This is a genomic window from Streptomyces gamaensis (assembly GCF_042656465.1).
GTDB classification, from domain to species: domain Bacteria; phylum Actinomycetota; class Actinomycetes; order Streptomycetales; family Streptomycetaceae; genus Streptomyces; species Streptomyces gamaensis.
This window is the reverse complement of sequence record NZ_JBHSPB010000020.1, coordinates 1-16285: the sequence shown is the minus strand read 5'-3', so window position 1 is coordinate 16285 and position 16285 is coordinate 1. Positions and strand designations below refer to the sequence as shown.

14 protein-coding genes are annotated in these 16285 nt (G+C 74.0%); 9 read left to right on the top strand and 5 right to left on the bottom strand.

Annotated elements, in window-relative coordinates:
* Positions 1-118 precede the first annotated feature (118 nt).
* The gene (locus ACFP1Z_RS26480; RefSeq protein ID WP_390320098.1) at positions 119-1042 is read right to left on the bottom strand and encodes an HhH-GPD family protein; all 924 of its coding nucleotides are present in this window, start codon (positions 1040-1042) and stop codon (positions 119-121) included.
* An 85-nt stretch (positions 1043-1127) separates the two neighbouring features.
* On the opposite strand from ACFP1Z_RS26480, the gene ACFP1Z_RS26475 reads away from it, so the two are divergent.
* On the top strand, positions 1128-1679 hold the full coding sequence (locus ACFP1Z_RS26475; RefSeq protein WP_390320097.1) for a pyridoxamine 5'-phosphate oxidase: 552 nt from the start codon (positions 1128-1130) through the stop codon (positions 1677-1679).
* Between the two features lie 95 nt (positions 1680-1774).
* Positions 1775-2611, top strand: a complete 837-nt coding sequence (locus tag ACFP1Z_RS26470; RefSeq protein ID WP_390320096.1) for a hypothetical protein — start codon at positions 1775-1777, stop codon at positions 2609-2611.
* Positions 2612-2678: 67 nt separating this feature from the next.
* Here the strand turns inward: ACFP1Z_RS26470 and disA are convergent, their stop codons facing one another.
* Both disA and radA read right to left on the bottom strand, forming a co-directional pair.
* Positions 2679-3803 carry a DNA integrity scanning diadenylate cyclase DisA gene (gene disA / locus ACFP1Z_RS26465; protein WP_390320095.1) on the bottom strand — a complete coding sequence of 375 codons (1125 nt, stop codon included), beginning with the start codon at positions 3801-3803 and terminating at the stop codon, positions 2679-2681.
* 129 nt (positions 3804-3932) lie between these two features.
* Complete coding sequence (gene radA, locus ACFP1Z_RS26460; protein WP_390320094.1) at positions 3933-5390, bottom strand: DNA repair protein RadA; 1458 nt, start codon at positions 5388-5390, stop codon at positions 3933-3935.
* A gap of 210 nt (positions 5391-5600) precedes the next feature.
* Here radA and ACFP1Z_RS26455 point away from each other — a divergent pair, with 210 nt between their 5' ends.
* A complete protein-coding gene (locus tag ACFP1Z_RS26455) occupies positions 5601-7253 on the top strand; it encodes a BACON domain-containing protein (RefSeq protein WP_390320092.1) in 1653 nt (550 codons plus the stop codon).
* Between the two features lie 29 nt (positions 7254-7282).
* Here the strand turns inward: ACFP1Z_RS26455 and ACFP1Z_RS26450 are convergent, their stop codons facing one another.
* Positions 7283-8128 (bottom strand): DUF3109 family protein, encoded by an 846-nt coding sequence (locus ACFP1Z_RS26450; protein WP_390320091.1) that lies wholly within the window; start codon positions 8126-8128, stop codon positions 7283-7285.
* 45 nt (positions 8129-8173) lie between these two features.
* Here ACFP1Z_RS26450 and ACFP1Z_RS26445 point away from each other — a divergent pair, with 45 nt between their 5' ends.
* The 4 genes from ACFP1Z_RS26445 to ilvD all read left to right on the top strand — a co-directional run bounded on the left by ACFP1Z_RS26445 (position 8174) and on the right by ilvD (position 12523).
* Positions 8174-9106, top strand: a complete 933-nt coding sequence (locus ACFP1Z_RS26445; protein ID WP_390320089.1) for a Ppx/GppA family phosphatase — start codon at positions 8174-8176, stop codon at positions 9104-9106.
* A gap of 23 nt (positions 9107-9129) precedes the next feature.
* Positions 9130-9954, top strand: coding sequence for a sugar phosphate isomerase/epimerase family protein (locus ACFP1Z_RS26440; protein WP_390320087.1), 825 nt, complete (start codon positions 9130-9132; stop codon positions 9952-9954).
* Positions 9951-10568, top strand: coding sequence for a TetR/AcrR family transcriptional regulator (locus ACFP1Z_RS26435; RefSeq protein WP_390320085.1), 618 nt, complete (start codon positions 9951-9953; stop codon positions 10566-10568). The genes ACFP1Z_RS26440 and ACFP1Z_RS26435 overlap by 4 nt, the downstream gene beginning before the upstream one ends.
* Before the next feature lie 113 nt (positions 10569-10681).
* Positions 10682-12523, top strand: a complete 1842-nt coding sequence (gene ilvD, locus ACFP1Z_RS26430; RefSeq protein ID WP_390320083.1) for a dihydroxy-acid dehydratase — start codon at positions 10682-10684, stop codon at positions 12521-12523.
* A 74-nt stretch (positions 12524-12597) separates the two neighbouring features.
* Here ilvD and ACFP1Z_RS26425 read toward each other — a convergent pair whose 3' ends face one another.
* Complete coding sequence (locus ACFP1Z_RS26425; RefSeq protein ID WP_390320081.1) at positions 12598-14802, bottom strand: serine/threonine-protein kinase; 2205 nt, start codon at positions 14800-14802, stop codon at positions 12598-12600.
* Positions 14803-14956: 154 nt separating this feature from the next.
* Between ACFP1Z_RS26425 and ACFP1Z_RS26420 the strand changes: the two genes are divergently transcribed.
* Positions 14957-15346: an SH3 domain-containing protein gene (locus ACFP1Z_RS26420; protein WP_390320236.1), complete on the top strand. Its 390-nt coding sequence runs from the start codon at positions 14957-14959 to the stop codon at positions 15344-15346.
* Positions 15347-15397: 51 nt separating this feature from the next.
* Positions 15398-15961, top strand: a complete 564-nt coding sequence (locus tag ACFP1Z_RS26415; protein ID WP_390320080.1) for a hypothetical protein — start codon at positions 15398-15400, stop codon at positions 15959-15961.
* The last annotated feature ends 324 nt before the right edge of the window (positions 15962-16285 follow it).

Below are 16285 nucleotides of genomic sequence, written 5' to 3'. Positions count from 1 at the left end.
GGTGCACAGCTGTCCATAGGTTGTGTAACAGCAGTCGCAGAAAGAGGGGGAACAGTGGCGTAAAGGTTGCTCTGTCCGCTTCAGATCACACTCCCGTGTGAAACCGCAGCCCCTCCCGTCAGGTCAGCGGCAGCCGGTACGTGCCGTCCTCCAGCGGCTCCACGAGCCCGTCCGCGACCAGTCCGTCCAGGGCCCGGGCCCGCTGCACCGGCTCGTCCCACACCGCGTCCAGCACCCGCTGCGGTACGGGCGCGACCGCCTCCCGCAGCACGGCCAGCAGCTTGCCGCGCACCTGGCGGTCCGTACCCGCGTACGTCTGGCCCCGGCGCGGCGGGCCGTCGTGCGCCGGGGAGCCGGCCGCGCGCCACGCGCAGCTGCCCGCGATCGGGCAGCGCCCGCACTGCGGCGTGCGCGCGGTGCACACCAGCGCCCCCAGCTCCATCGTCGCCGCCGCCCAGCGGGCCGCCACCGGCTCGCTCTCGGGCAGCAGCGCGCGGGCCAGACGCCGCTCGGCGGCGGTCGTCGCGTTCGGCGGGTACTGCACGCCCGTCACGGCGCGCGCGAGGACCCGCCGCACATTGGTGTCGAGGACCGCGTGCCGCTGCCCGTACGCGAACGAGGCGACCGCCGCCGCCGTGTACTCCCCGACACCCGGCAGCGCCAGCAGCGCGGCGTGGTCGCCCGGCACGGTGCCGCCGTGCAGCTCCGTGATCGCCGACGCGGCCGCGTGCAGCCGCAGCGCGCGCCGCGGATAGCCGAGCCGGCCCCACGTGCGCACCGCCTCGCCCGGCGGCTCCGCCGCCAGATCGGCCGGGCGCGGCCAGCGCGCCAGCCACTGCTCGTACACCGGCAGCACCCGGCCGACCGGCGTCTGCTGCAGCATGAACTCGCTCACCATCACGCCCCACGCCCCGGCCTCGGGCCGCCGCCAGGGCAGATCCCGGGCGTGCGCCTCGAACCAGTCGATGACGGGCGCGTGCAGGACGGCGGGCGGGGCGGACAGCGTGTCCGGGGACCGGGGAGTCAGGGGCGTGAGTGTCATGACGCCCCGATCCTGACATGCCCTCGCCCCCGGGGAAAACGATCCGGACTGGTCACCGGTGAGCGGACGCGGTGGAATGGGGCCCATGAGCGAGCAGGACGTACCCGAGGCGATCCGTGCCGCCCTCGGCGCGCACACGACCCTGACCCTGGCGTACGCGGACGAGGACGGCCCGCAGGCGTGCGCCGTCTTCTACGCCCTCGCGGCAGCCACAGAAAGCCCGGGGGACTCGGAAGACCCGGTCAGCGGTCAACTCCCTTTCGCCCCCTCCCTGTTCTTCGTCACCTCGCCCACCACCCGCCACGGCCGTGCCCTCCTCTCCGGCGGAACCGACGGAACCGGCGGAACCGGCGGCACGCGCGTCGCCTTCACCGCCCAGCGCGACGGCCAGGACTGGACCGCCCTGACGGGAGTTCAGGGCCGCGGCGTCTGCCGTGTCCTCGCCGGCGCGGACCGCGCGGCCGCCCGGCACACGTACGGCACGCGCTTCCCGGACGTCGAGCGCGACGCCCGGCTGCGGCAGGCCATGGACCGTACCGACTTCTGGGAACTGCGCCCCGACTGGCTGCGGCTGATCGACAACGGGCGCGGCTTCGGCCACCGGACCGAGTGGCCGCCCCGCGCCCCCGAAGCGTGAATCCCGGCCCGCAGGCGGGCAGATGATGAGAAAAGTAGGCACCCACCCGGCGGGTACGGTCTGGTCCCCCGGCCGATCTCTCGTAGAGTCTTCGCGTGGGATCTCTGCGCAATCCGATCGGGCCGCTTCCCTCCTCCATCTACTGGCGGCGGAGGGCCGTTGCGCTGGGCGTGCTCGGTCTTCTCGTTCTGCTCGTGGTGTGGCTCGTCGGCGTGGGAGGTGACGGCGGCTCCGGCGGTTCGCAGAGCAAGGGATCGAACGGCAGCCAGCAGGGCCCGTCCGACACCACCATCACCCCGGGGCCCACGCCTTCCGGGCCGCACTACAGCCAACGCCCGGGCGGGCGCGGCGACTCGGGCGGCGCCACCGGCGGCGGCACCGGCGACCACCCCACCGGCGGTGGGACGGGCGGTGGCGGTACGGGCGGCGGCGCGGCCGGCAGCGGCGGTTCGAGCACGGGCGGCGTCGGTGCCCCCGCCGGAGTGCTCGGCACCGGCGACAGCCGCAGCGTCGCGGCCACCTCGTCCCTGCCCGACTGCACGGCCGCCGCGACCAGGCTCCAGGTGCGCAGCGTCAAGAACAGCTACGGGCCCGACGAGAAGCCCAAGTTCGAGATCGTCGTGCTCAACACCGGCGGCAGCGCCTGCAAGGTGGACTTCGCCACCGGCGCGGCCGTGCTCAGCATCACCGACCCGGGCGGCGAGGAGCACATCTGGTCCTCCGGCGACTGCGCGAAGGGCGCCGCCCCCTTCCTCGTCGAGGTGCCCGGCTCGGGCCAGACCAAGCGCACCGTGGAGTGGGACCGCAAGCGCTCCGCCCCGAACTGCGCGACGCCGTCCGGCGACACGCTCGCCGCGCCCGGTACGTACCGGGTGGAGATCAAGGTGGCGGGCGTCACCGAGCGGCTGGAATTCGCCCTCGACAAGAGCTGAGCCAAGAGCTGAGCCGGTGCGGGCGGGGCCCCGGCGGCACGTACCCGCCGGGGCCCCGCCCGCACCGTCACACGTAACGTTCGAGGATCGAGGACTCCGCGAGCCGCGAGAGCCCCTCGCGCACCGAGCGGGCGCGGGCCTCGCCGACGCCGTCGACGGTCTGCAGATCGTCCACGCTCGCGGCCAGCAGCTTCTGCAGCCCGCCGAAGTGCTCCACGAGCCGCTCGATGATGGCGCCGGGCAGCCGCGGCACCTTCGCCAGCAGCCGGTAGCCGCGCGGCGAGACCGCCGAGTCCAGGTTCTCCGGGGAGCCGCTGTAGCCCAGCGCCCGGGCCACGATGGGCAGTTCGAGGAGCTCGGCGTGGCTGAGGGAGTCCAGCTCGGCCAGCGCCTCGGCGACCGTACGCGTGCGTTTCGCGGTCGGCTCCGGCACATAGTCCCGCACGACCAGGTCGCGCTCCGGCTCCACCCCTGCGATCAACTCGTCGAGCTGCAACGACAGAAGCCGGCCGTCGGTGCCCAGCTCCACCACGTACTCGGTGATCTCGGTGGCGATACGGCGCACCAGCTCCAGCCGCTGCGAGACCGCCGTCACGTCGCGGACGGTCACCAAGTCCTCGATCTCCAGGGCGGAGAGGGTGCCCGCGACCTCGTCCAGCCGGAGCTTGTAGCGCTCCAGGGTGGCCAGCGCCTGGTTGGCGCGCGAGAGGATCGCCGCCGACTCCTCCAGCACCCGCCGCTCCCCGCCCACGTACAGGGCGATCAGCCGCATCGACTGGCTGACCGAGATCACCGGGAAGCCGGTCTGGATGGACACCCGCTGCGCCGTGCGGTGGCGCGTGCCGGTCTCCTCGGTGGGGATCGACGCGTCCGGGACGAGCTGCACACCCGCCCGCACGATCTTGGTGCAGTCCTTGTCGAGGATGAGCGCGCCGTCCAGCTTGCACAGCTCGCGCAGCCGCGTCGCGGTGAACTCGACATCGAGGACGAAGCCGCCGGTGCACAGCGACTCCACGGTCTTGTCCATGCCGAGGACGATGAGCCCGCCGGTGTTGCCGCGGAGAATGCGCTCAAGGCCGTCACGCAGAGCGGTGCCGGGCGCGACGGCGCTCAGCGAGGCGCGCATCAGACCGTCGGCACCGGAGCCGCCCCCGGCCCTGCCGGGGCCCGCTGCCCGGTCGTTGGCTGCCACTGCACTCCTCCGGTCGCGTCGCAAGGTATACGGTTCCGCAGGCCGCCCTGCTTGCGCGCGTACGCGTGTTGCCGTACGTACGGGCGAGACCAGGGCAAAGTCTACTGGCGTATTCGGGCGCCCAGCCTATTAAAGAGTGCCTGCCGCCGATCGGACAGGGCTCTCGTCGGCCGGGCCGTCCGGCCCCGCTTTCCGCCGATTCTCCCGAGGTACCCTCCCGGGCAGCACGCGAAGCGCGTCACCGATGTCCGCGACCTCCAGCACCCGCATCCCGGCCGGAACCTTCCCCGGGTCGCCCGGCACCAGCGCGTGCGTGAAGCCCAGGCGCGCCGCCTCCGCCAGCCGCCGCTGCACGCCCGTCACCCGCCGCACCTCGCCCGCCAGCCCCACCTCGCCGATCGCCACCAGGTTCTTCGGCAGCGGGGTGTCGCTCGCGGCGCTCGCCAGGGCGAGGGCGACGGCGAGATCGGCGGCCGGCTCGGACAGCTTCACCCCGCCCACCGTGGCGCTGTAGATGTCCCGCTTGCCCAGCGCGCTGATCCGGCCGCGCTGTTCGAGGACGGCGAGCATCATCGACACCCGGGAGGTCTCCAGGCCCGAGGTGGTGCGCCGGGGCGAGGGGATCTGCGAGTCGACCGTCAGCGCCTGCACCTCGGCCACCAGCGGGCGGCGGCCCTCCAGCGTGACCGTCAGGCACGTGCCCGGCACGGGCTCGGCGCGGCGGGTCAGGAACAGGCCGCTGGGGTCGGCCAGACCCGTGATGCCCTCGTCGTGCAGCTCGAAGCAGCCCACCTCGTCCGTCGCCCCGTAGCGGTTCTTCACGCCCCGCACCAGGCGCAGCCGGGCGTGCCGGTCGCCCTCGAAGTGCAGCACCACGTCCACCAGGTGCTCCAGCAGCCGCGGGCCCGCGATGGCGCCGTCCTTGGTGACGTGACCGACCAGCAGCGTGGTCATGCCGCGCTCCTTGGAGGCCCGGATCAGCGCGCCCGCCACCTCGCGCACCTGCGCCATGCCGCCCGGCGCGCCCTCGATCTCCGGGGAGGCCACCGTCTGCACCGAGTCCATGACCAGCAGGGAGGGCCCGACCGCGTCCAGATGCCCGAGAACGGCCGACAGATCGGTCTCGGCGGCGAGATACAGATGCTCGGACAGGGCCCCGATGCGGTCGGCGCGCAGCCGCACCTGGCTCGCGGACTCCTCGCCCGTCACATACAGCGTGCGGTGCCGCTCCGAGGCCGCCTTGGCCGCGACGTCCAGCAGCAGCGTGGACTTGCCGACGCCGGGCTCGCCCGCCAGCAGCACCACCGCTCCGGGCACCAGACCGCCGCCGAGCACCCGGTCCAGCTCGGGAACGCCCGTACCGCGCGCGGTGGCCTGCCGGCCGTCGACCTGCCCGATGGGCAGCGCGGCGGAGGTCACACGGCCGGCCGCGGTCGTGCGCACGGCGGGCGAGCCGTACTCCTCGACCGTGCCCCACGCCTGGCACTCGGGGCAGCGGCCGAGCCACTTGACCGTGGTCCAGCCGCACTCGGTGCAGCGGTAGGAGGGCCGGTCCTTGGCGGACGAGCGTGAGGTACGGGCAGCCATGCGAGCCACCGTAGTGGGGGCCACCGACAGCCCCGGCACCCGGCACCGGGCCCGGGTACGCCGCCGCGTCCCCGCACCGGCGCGCACACCCCCACCGGGGAGCCAGAACGTACAGTTCCTGTCCCCTTTTGAGGGAGAAGCTCACTCGAACGACGTAATCCTGCGTCAGCGGCGGGGACCAGGGCCCGCCACCGGCCTACCGTCGCCGGGATGACGAGGAGGCCCGAGCACCCCATGCGCGGCACCGGCGCGGACCGTGTCCGCTCGGACAGCGGCCGCGGCCCGCACGCGGCCCGCACGGCCGACCACACCCTCGGGCAGCGCCCGCCCCTGGAGTACGAGCCGTATCTCGACGGGCTGTTCACCTACTGCCTGTCCGTCCTGTGCGAGCACGGCGCCGCGGCCGCCGCCCTCGGCGAGGCCCTCGCCGCGGCCGAGCGGCGGGCCGACCGCGCCCCCGGCGAGGAACTGCGCCGCTCCTGGCTCTACGCGCTCGCCCGCTGGGCCTGTCTGCGCCGGCTCGCCGACCCCGACGCCCGGCAGGACCCGCCGCCCGCCGGCCCCGACGACAAGGAGCGCGCCGAGCTCGCCCGCCTCGCCTGGCCCGAGGCCGCCGGCACCACCCCCGTGCAGCGCGAGGCCCTCGAACTGGCCGTCCGCCACGGGCTCGCCGCGCACGAGGTCGCCGCCGTGCTCGGCCTGGAGCCCGATCCCGCCCTGACCCTGCTCTCCAGCGCCGCCTGCGAGGTCGAGCGGACCCGTACCGCCCTGGCCGTCGTCGAGTCGGGCCGCTGCCCGGTCGTCGCGCGGTTCGCCGGCGACAGCCAGGTGCTGCTGAGCGCCGCGCTGCGCCGCGAACTGGTGCGCCACGTCGACGAGTGCGCCGAGTGCCGGCGCACGGCCGAGCGCGCCACCGCCGGGGAGCCCTGGCCGGGCACCGCCGCGTCCACGGCCGCGCTGCCCGTGCTGACCGCTCCCGCGCAGGCCGTGGCGGCGGCGCGGGCCGCCGCCACGGGCACGCGCGGCCGGCGCGGGCCCGCCGCCGCCCCCGTCCCGCGCTTCGACCGGCGCGGCTTCCCGCAGGACCCCAAGGAGCGCTCCGCCCGCCGGGGCCGGCTGCGCGGCCGGGCGGTGACCCTCACTGTCGTCACCACCGTCGTGTGCGCGCCCGTGCTCGCCCTGTGGGCCGCCTGCCGGGGCGCCCCGGCGACCCCGGAGGGCCACGAGGCGCCGAGGGTCTCCGCGAAGGAGAGCAGCGGGCTCACCGAGTACCCCTACGAGGAGGCCGCGCAGGCCGGGCAGGCCCTGCCGGGCGGCTCCGGCCCCTTCGCGAAGGCGGCGGCCGGTGCCCGGATCCCGGACGTGTCCGTCGCCGTCAGCGGCCCGGACGGTACCCCGCTGCCGGTCCCGGACGGCGGCGGCGCGTCCCCCGCCCCGCCCGGAGCCGCCCCCACGCTGCCGGGGCTCCCGGCGCCCGTCCCCGGACCCGGCCGGCTCACCGTCGAGGCGCAGCCCAGCGGCACGGCCACGCTGATCACGCTCACGGCGAGCGGCGGGGCGAGCGTCCACTGGTCGCTGACCACGGACGCGCCCTGGCTGCTGATCAGCCGTACGTCCGGCGAACTGCGCCCGGGGGAGTCCGTGACGGTCGCCGTCCGCGTCGACGCCGCGCGGCAGCCGGTCGGCCACTGGAGCGCCCGCGTGACGGTCGAACCCGGCGGCACGGCGGTGACGATCGAGGGCCGGGGCACCACCCCCGAGCCCACCCCGACCAGCGCGCCGCCCTCGCCCTCCCCGGCCGCCCCGACACAGCAGCCGCCGACGGCTGCTCCTCCGAAGGGACCGGCCCCGCACGGCGGTTGACAGGCGCGTGCCGGAGAGGGGGGAGACGCCTACAGCGCCGGATCCGCCGGGTGCGGGGCCATCGGCAGCTGCGCCGCCATCCGCTCCTCGCACAGCTCGACCAGCCGCGCGTACCCCTCCTCGCCCATCAGCTCGGTCAGCTCGGCCGCGTAGCTCAGGTACACCGGCTTGGCCCCCGTGTGCGCGGACTTCGCCGAGGTGCACCACCAGTTGAGGTCGTGGCCGCCCGGACCCCAGCCGCGGCGGTCGTACTCGCCGATCGAGACCTGCAGCACCTGGGTGTCGTCGGGTCGGTCGATCCAGTCGTAGGTGCGGCGCACCGGCAGCTGCCAGCACACGTCCGGCTTGGTCTCCAGCGGCTCCCGGCCCTCCCGCAGCGCGAGGATGTGCAGCGAGCAGCCCGCGCCGCCCGCGAACCCGGGCCGGTTCTGGAAGATGCACGAGCCCTGCCAGCGGCGCGTCTGGCGGTCGCCGTCCTCGTCGGTCTGCGTCCAGCCGGAGCCGGTGCCCACGTCGTGGAACTGCCAGATGTCCGGCGTCAGCCGGGCCACGTGCTCCGCGACGCGCTTCTCGTCGTCCTCGTCGGAGAAGTGCGCGCCCAGCGTGCAGCAGCCGTCGTCGGCGCGCCCGGCCCGGATGCCCTGGCAGCCGTTGCCGAAGACGCAGGTCCAGCGGGAGGTGAGCCAGGTCAGGTCGCAGCGGAAGACCTGCTCGTCGTCACCCGGGTCGGGGAACTCGACCCACGCGCGGGCGAAGTCGAGACCGACCTCGTCGGGCACCCCGGCCTTCGCTTTCGCCACACCGGGCACTGTCACGCCCTTGCGGCCCGCCTTGCCGAGTTTTTTGCCCTGCTTCGCCTTCTTCGTCTTCGCCACCCCTCCAGCCTATGCGCCCCCGGGGACCGCAGTAGCGTTCAGGCCATGAGACTCGGTGTCCTCGACGTGGGTTCGAATACGGTCCATCTGCTCGTGGTGGACGCGCACCCCGGCGCCCGCCCCCTGCCCGCCCACTCCCACAAGGCCGAGCTGCGCCTCGCGCAACTCCTCGACCCCGAGGGCGCGATCAGCGACGCCGGGATACAGCGGCTGATCGACGTCGTCCGCGACGCCCTCGACGCGGCCGAGGACAAGGGCTGCGAGGACGTCCTGCCGTTCGCCACCTCCGCCGTGCGCGAGTCCGCCAACGCCGACGCCGTCCTCGCCCGCGTCGAGAAGGAGACCGGCGTCACCCTGACCGTGCTCTCCGGCGAGGAGGAGGCCCGGCTGACCTTCCTGGCCGCCCGCCGCTGGTTCGGCTGGTCCGCCGGCCGGCTCCTCGTCCTCGACATCGGCGGCGGCTCCCTGGAGATCGCCTACGGACAGGACGAGGAACCCGACGCCGCCGCCTCCCTGCCGCTGGGCGCCGGCCGGCTCACCGCCGCCTGGCTGCCCGCCGACCCGCCCGACCCCACGGACGTACGGGCCCTGCGCCGCCACGTCCGCGCCCGTATCGCCGGCACCGTCGGCGACTTCGCCCGCCTCGGCGCCCCCGACCACACCGTCGCCACCTCCAAGACCTTCCGGCAGCTCGCCCGCATCGCCGGAGCCGCCGGGTCCGCCGCGGGCATCCACGTCCAGCGCACCCTCAGCCGCCGCGCCCTGGAGGAGTGGGTGCCCCGCCTCGCCACGATGACCGCCGCGCAGCGCGCCCAGCTGCCCGGGGTTTCCGAAGGGCGTGCACCGCAGCTGCTCGCCGGCGCGCTCGTCGCGGAGGCCGCGATGGACCTGTTCGGGGTGGACGAGCTGGAGATCTGCCCGTGGGCCCTGCGGGAAGGAGTGATCCTGCGGAGACTGGACCACCTGCCCGCCGTGTGACAGGCGGTCGTACGCTGTCCCTCGTGACAGAGCCTGTGGTGCGCATCCCGGATGCCAAGGTCGCGCTGTCCACCGCTTCGGTCTACCCGGAGTCGACGGCGACGGCCTTCGAGATCGCCGCACGCCTGGGCTACGACGGCGTCGAGGTCATGGTGTGGACCGACCCCGTCAGCCAGGACATCGAGGCCCTGCGCCGGCTGTCGGACCACCACGGGGTGCCGGTCCTCGCCGTGCACGCGCCCTGCCTGCTGATCACCCAGCGGGTGTGGTCCACCGACCCGTGGGTGAAGCTGCAGCGGGCCCGCGCCGCCGCCGAGAAGCTCGGCGCGAGCACCGTCGTCGTCCACCCGCCGTTCCGCTGGCAGCGCTCGTACGCGCGGGAATTCGTGCGCGGCGTCTGGCGGATGGCGGACGAGACCGACGTCCGCTTCGCCGTCGAGAACATGTACCCCTGGCGCTACCGCGACCGCGAACTCCTCGCCTACGCGCCCGACTGGGACGTCACCAAGGACGACTACCGCCACTTCACGGTCGACCTCTCGCACACCGCGACCGCCCGCACCGACGCCCTGCAGATGATCGACCGCATGGGCGACCGGCTCGCCCACATCCACCTCGCCGACGGCAACGGCTCCGCCAAGGACGAGCACCTGGTGCCCGGCCGCGGCAGACAGCCCTGCGCCGAACTGCTGGAGCGGCTCGCCGCGACCGGCTTCGACGGGCACATCGTCATCGAGGTCAACACCCGACGGGCCATGTCCACCGCCGAGCGCGAGGCCGACCTCGCCGAGGCCCTGGCCTTCACCCGGCTGCACCTGGCCTCGCCCCTGGGCGCACGGCGGCCGTGACCCCGCCCGACGCCCCGAGGAAGCGCGGCCGGCCCGCCCGCGCCCAGGCGGGTACGGGCCCCGGCACCCGGGAGCGCATCCTCGCCGCCGCCCGCGCCGAGTTCGCCGGACGCGGCTACGACCAGGCGTCCATCCGCGCCATCGCCCGCGGCGCGGGCGTCGACCCCGCCCTCGTCCACCACTACTTCGGGCCCAAGGAACAGATCTTCGCGGCCGCCGTGGAGGCGGGCTTCGCACCGGCCCTCGGGGCCCCCGGCGTGCTCGCGGCCGGCGGCCGGGACCAGGTCGGGGAGCGCCTCACCCGCTTCCTCCTCGGCCTGTGGGAGAACCCCGCCACGCGCGAGCCCCTCCTCGCGGTCGTCCGCTCCGCCGTCGCCAACGAGACGGCCGCCAGGGTCTTCCGCGAGCTCGTCGCCGTCCGGCTCATGCGCCCCGTCGCCGAGCAGCTCGACGTCCCCGACGCCCAGCTGCGGGCCGAACTCGCGGCGGCGCAGCTGGTGGGCGTCTTCATGCTCCGCTACGTCATCAAGGTGGAACCCCTGGCCTCGGCGGACGCCTCCCGCGTGATCGCCCTGGCCGCCCCGTCGGTGCAGCGCCATCTCACAGGCCAGTGATCCCGGGGCCCGCCCCGTACCGTCCGTCTCGGATGCCGGAAACCCCGTCCACCCCGCAGACGACCCGGCGTACCCTCGACCGACGTAGACACCCCGCACGAGGAGTCGAGCCGATGCCCGAGCTGAGGTCCCGTACCGTCACCCACGGCCGCAACATGGCCGGTGCCCGCGCCCTCCTGCGCGCCGCCGGCGTAGCGCGTGAGGACTTCGGCAAGCCGATCATCGCGGTGGCGAACAGCTTCACCGAGTTCGTGCCGGGCCACACCCACCTCCAGCCCGTCGGCCGGATCGTCTCCGACGCGATCAAGGCGGCGGGCGGCATCCCGCGCGAGTTCAACACCATCGCGGTCGACGACGGCATCGCCATGGGCCACGGCGGCATGCTCTACTCCCTGCCCTCGCGCGACCTGATCGCCGACTCCGTGGAGTACATGGCCGAGGCCCACTGCGCCGACGCACTGATCTGCATCTCCAACTGCGACAAGATCACGCCCGGCATGCTGATGGCCGCGCTGCGGCTGAACATCCCCACCGTCTTCGTCTCCGGCGGCCCCATGGAAGCCGGCAAGACGACCCTGGTCGACGGCACGGTCCGCACCAACCTCGACCTGATCAGCGCCATGTCCGAGGCCGCCGCGGAGTCCGTCTCCGACGAGGACCTGGCCCGTATCGAGGAGGCCGCCTGCCCCACCTGCGGCTCCTGTTCCGGCATGTTCACCGCCAACTCGATGAACTGCCTCGTCGAGGCCCTCGGCCTGGCCCTGCCCGGCAACGGCTCCACGCTCGCCACCCACACCGCCCGCAAGGAGCTCTACGAGGCCGCCGGCCGCACCGTCGTCGAGATCACCCGACGCCACTACGAGCAGGACGACCCGACCGTGCTGCCGCGCCGGATCGCCTCCCGTTCCGCCTTCGAGAACGCCATGGCCCTCGACGTGGCCATGGGCGGCTCCACCAACACCGTCCTGCACCTGCTCGCCGCCGCCCAGGAGGCCGGACTGGACTTCGGCCTGTCCGACATCGACGCCGTCTCGCGCCGTGTCCCGTGCGTGTGCAAGGTCGCGCCCAACGGCTCGTACCACATGGAGGACGTGCACCGGGCCGGCGGTATCCCCGCGATCCTCGGCGAGCTGCACCGCGCCGGCCACCTGCGCGAGGACGTGCACGCTGTGCACGCGGACTCGCTCGCAGAGTGGCTCAAGCAGTGGGACGTGCGCGGGGGTTCGCCCTCGCCTGAGGCTGTCGAACTCTTCCACGCCGCCCCCGGCTGCGTCCGTTCCGCACAGGCCTTCTCGCAGTCCGAGCGCTGGCAGTCCCTCGACCTTGACGCGGCCGCCGGCTGCGTCCGCGACACCGCTCACGCGTACTCGGCCGACGGCGGCCTCGCCGTGCTGCACGGCAACCTCGCCGCCGACGGCTGCGTCGTGAAGACCGCCGGGGTCGACGAGTCGATCTGGACGTTCGAGGGCCCGGCCGTCGTCGTGGAGTCCCAGGAGGAGGCCGTCGAGGCCATCCTCGGCAAGCGCGTCACGGAGGGCGACGTGGTCGTCGTCCGCTACGAGGGCCCCAAGGGCGGCCCCGGCATGCAGGAGATGCTCTACCCGACCTCCTTCCTCAAGGGCCGCGGCCTCGGCGCCAAGTGCGCCCTGATCACCGACGGCCGTTTCTCCGGCGGCACTTCGGGCCTGTCCATCGGACACGTCTCCCCCGAGGCGGCCGCGGGCGGCACGATCGCCCTCGTCGAGGACGGCGACCGCATCCGCATCGACATCCCGGCCCGCTCCGTCGAACTCCTCGTCCCCGAGGAGGAACTGACGGCCCGCCGACAGGCACTGGCCGGTACGTACGCCCCGCGCGACCGCGACCGCAAGGTCTCCCAGGCGCTGCGCGCGTACGCGGCGATGGCGACGAGCGCGGACAAGGGCGCGGTGCGCGACATCAGCAAACTGGGCTGAGGCGCCGCCCTGCGGCAGGGGCGCTCCCGGCACCCCTGCCGCAGCCGCCCGGCTGCAACCGCCCTGTCGTACCGTCAGTGCCAGCCCGACGGATCCGCCGCGTCGACCGCGAACACCTTCCCGTCCGGCGTCGCCCCGAACACCTTGCCCTCCGCCGCCACCGGCTTCGGCGGCAGGTCCGGATAGCCCTGCCCGGCCTTGGTCAGCCGCGGAGGCGTCTGCCCGAGCAGCGAACCGCGCGCCGTGTCCACGGCCAGCAGCCGCCCGTCGGCCGCCGAGAAGTACAGCCGCTCGTCGGTGGCCACCAGGGCCGAGGCGTTGGCGACGGCCGTCTCCAGCCGCCACAGCTGCCCGCCGCGCCGCACCTCCGGCAGCGCCTCGCCGCCGCCGGGCCGGGTGTCCACGGCGGTCAGCCCGCCGTCGCTGGACAGCATGTACACCGCGTCCCCCCGGGCGGCGACGCTCGTCGCGTACAGCGGCGCCGCCGGCCGCACCCGGTACTCGCGCTGCCCGTTCGGCTCGTAACGGACCACGGCGGACACCCGGTTCTCGGAGTCGAGGGCCGTCAGGATCAGCGCGTCGTTCGTCCCGTTGCCGACGGCCGTGAGATCGCCCTCCGCCGTGCGCTGCCACAGCGTCGTCCCGCGCTGCGCGTCGAGCGCGAGCACCTCGGTGCGGTGTTTGCCGGGCACCGGCGAGACCGCGTAGACGGGGCCCTCGCCGTAGGAGGAGAAGACGGGCCTGGTGTGCCGGGGCAGCTTCTGGTGCCACAGCTCCCGGCTCGTCCCGCCGTCGACGGCCGTCACGGTGCCGTCCGCCGCGACCAGCAGCACCGTGTCGGCCGTGTGGTAGACGCGCCCCTCGTACGCCGCCACGTTCCGCGTCCAGCGCGGCTCGCCCGTCGCCGGGTCCAGCGCCGTGAGCACCTTGCCGTCCGGCGTCACCACATGGATCAGCCCGCCGCAGGCCACGGGCGCGGACCGGGCACTGGCCCCGGCCCGCCGCCAGACGGGCCGCCCGGTGCGCGGATCGATCCGGGAGGCCTGCACACCGTCCGCGGAGCAGTACAGCGCGTCCTGTGCGTACGTGCAGAACCCGCCGCGGGCCCGCTCCTCCCGCTCCTCGCTCTCTTCCTCCTCCAGCATGGACATCTGCCACGGCTGCCACTCGTGCCCCGCCGCCGTGGGCCGTGTCTGCAGCGGGGAACCGGGCCGCTCCGCCTCGGCCAGCACCCAGTACGCCCCACCGGCCAGCGCCACGGCCCCCACCGCCGCGGCCACCGTCCACACCGCCCGCCGCCGGCCGCCCCGGGGGCGGCGCACCGGCACCAACCGCTGGTGCGGCTCGGCCTGTTGGGGTCTCTCGCGCTCCTCCTGCGGAACGGTCGACGGTAGTACGTGCGAGGTGTGGGAGGTACGGGAGGTGTACGCCGCCGGTGACGGCAGCGGCTCCCGGGCCGTCTGCTGCAACCGGGACATGAGGGCGTCCGGCGACGGCCGCAGCGCCGGCTCCTTCGCCAGACAGTCCCTGATCAGCGGCACGAGATCGGCCGGAAGCCCCGTCAGATCCGGCTCGTTGTGCACCACCTGATAGGCGACGATGTACGGACTGTCCGACTCGAACGGCCCCCGCCCCGTCGCCGCGTGCACCAGCAACGACGCCAGCGCGAACACGTCCGCCGCGGGCCCCACCTCGCGCGGCCGCTGGAACTGCTCCGGCGCCATGAACGGCGGAGTGCCGATCAACTTTCCCGTCTCGGTGCGCAGTTCACTGTCGTACGGCCGTGAGATACCGAAGTCGATGACCTTCGGCCCGTCCTCCGCCAGCAGGACGTTGCTCGGCTTGAGATCCCGGTGCACCACCCCCGCGCGATGGATGTCGCGCAGCGCCTCCGCCAGCCCGGCCGCCAACTGCCGCACCTCGGCGGGGTTCAGCGGCCCGTTCCGCTTCACACGCTCCGAGAGCGTGGGACCGGGAATGTAGAGCGTCGCCATCCACGGCCGCTCCCCGTCCGGGTCCGCGTCCACCACCGGCGCGGTGAACGCGCCGCTCACCCGCCGGGCCGCCGCGACCTCCTGCCGGAACCGCGCCCTGAACTCGGGATCCACCGCGTACTCGGGATGCACGACCTTCACCGCGAGCCGCATTCCGGACGCCGAACGCGCCAGGTGCACCACTCCCATGCCGCCGGAGCCGAGCCGCCCCTCCAGCCGGTACGGGCCGGCGCACTGCGGATCCTCCGGTTCCGGGCCCGTCCCGCTCCTGCGCAGCGGCGGCATTCCCCACCCCCGTTGTCCGTACGGCCGCGGCCGAGCCGGAGCCTAATCGATACGGCGGGGGAAACCCGGGAAGGCATGGCCGCGCCTTGTAGCCTGCGCATGTCATCGCATGCCTGGGGGAGGACCACACGTGACCACGGACGGGACCAACGAGATGAACGAGACCGGCGAGGACCCGGCGGGAGCGGAGCCCACGGTCATCGAGGACCCGGCGGGTGTGGAAGCTACGGAAGGTACGGAAGGGCCGGCGAACGCGAAACCCGACGTCCCCCTCCAGGCCCGCTCCTTCGCCGCCGCCGTCTCCTACCCGGTCGCCCCCGGCTACCAGGTCAACGTGCGCAGCGGCCCGAACACCGGAAGCCAGGTCGTACGCGTCCTGCCCATGGACTCCCGGATCCAGATCCGCTGCCAGACCCGCGGCCAGACCGTCTCCGGCCCCTGCGGCACCACCGACATCTGGGACAACATCGGCCCGGGGCAGTACGTCTCCGACGCCTATGTGAAGACGGGCAGCAGCGGCTTCGTCACCATCCGCTGCGCCTGACGGGGCCGCGGGGCCACGGGGCGGTCATGGCGCGGTGGCAATAATCGACACATGACCGAAGAGAACGGGGCACATCACTCGACGCCCGAGGCGACGGGCCCGCAGCCGGAGCCGATCCGCTTCTACGGAACGACCTGGCTCCGCCACGACGGCGGCTACGCCCTGCGCCGCATCGCCACCGGCCTCGGCGCACTGGTCGCGGCCGCGGCCGGAGCGGCCGTGCTGCGCTTCGGCTACCAGGGCCTGACCATCGCCAAGGTCGGCAGCCTCGTCAACGCGCTGGTGGTCGTGGCCTTCGCGGTGTGCAGCGCCATCGCCTTCCGTCGCACCTGGGAGGGCTTCGTCGGCCGCCGGACGGAAGGCGGCACCGACGACCGCTCGATGCACAGCATCATGCTGATCGGCTTCATCGGCTCCCTCCTCGCCTACTCCTGCCGCACCCTCGTCGAGGCCCCCGGCGAGAAGCTGCGCCGCAAGGAGTACGAGGAGGCCGCCGCCCGCCACGAACGCCGCCGCTCCGCCCGCACGGGCAACCCGGCCGCGCGCGCGTCGAAGCAGTCGGGGCAGTCGAAGCGGTCGGGGCAGCCGGGGCAGAAGAAGCGCAAGGGCCGCTAGCGGGTAGGGGGATGTGCCAAGCACCCCGGACCTCGTGTAGTGTTCTCCGAGTTGCCACGGGGCCAAGCGGCCCCAGGGCGGCACCTCTCGCCAGACGGCGGCTTTCTCTACTGCAGTACGACCCCTCGTCCGGGGTGAATTCCGGCGTGTCCGGAATTCGGTCGGGCGGCTCCGATTAGGAGCCGGGAGGGAAACCGGCTAAAGTAGTGATCACGCCGGGCCGCGAAAGCGGAAAGGCGAGAAAGACCCCGCTCCAGCAGGGGGCCAGGGCCGGAAATCGGATCTGGTAAGGTTGGAAACACCGAAGGGAAGCGCCCGGAGGAA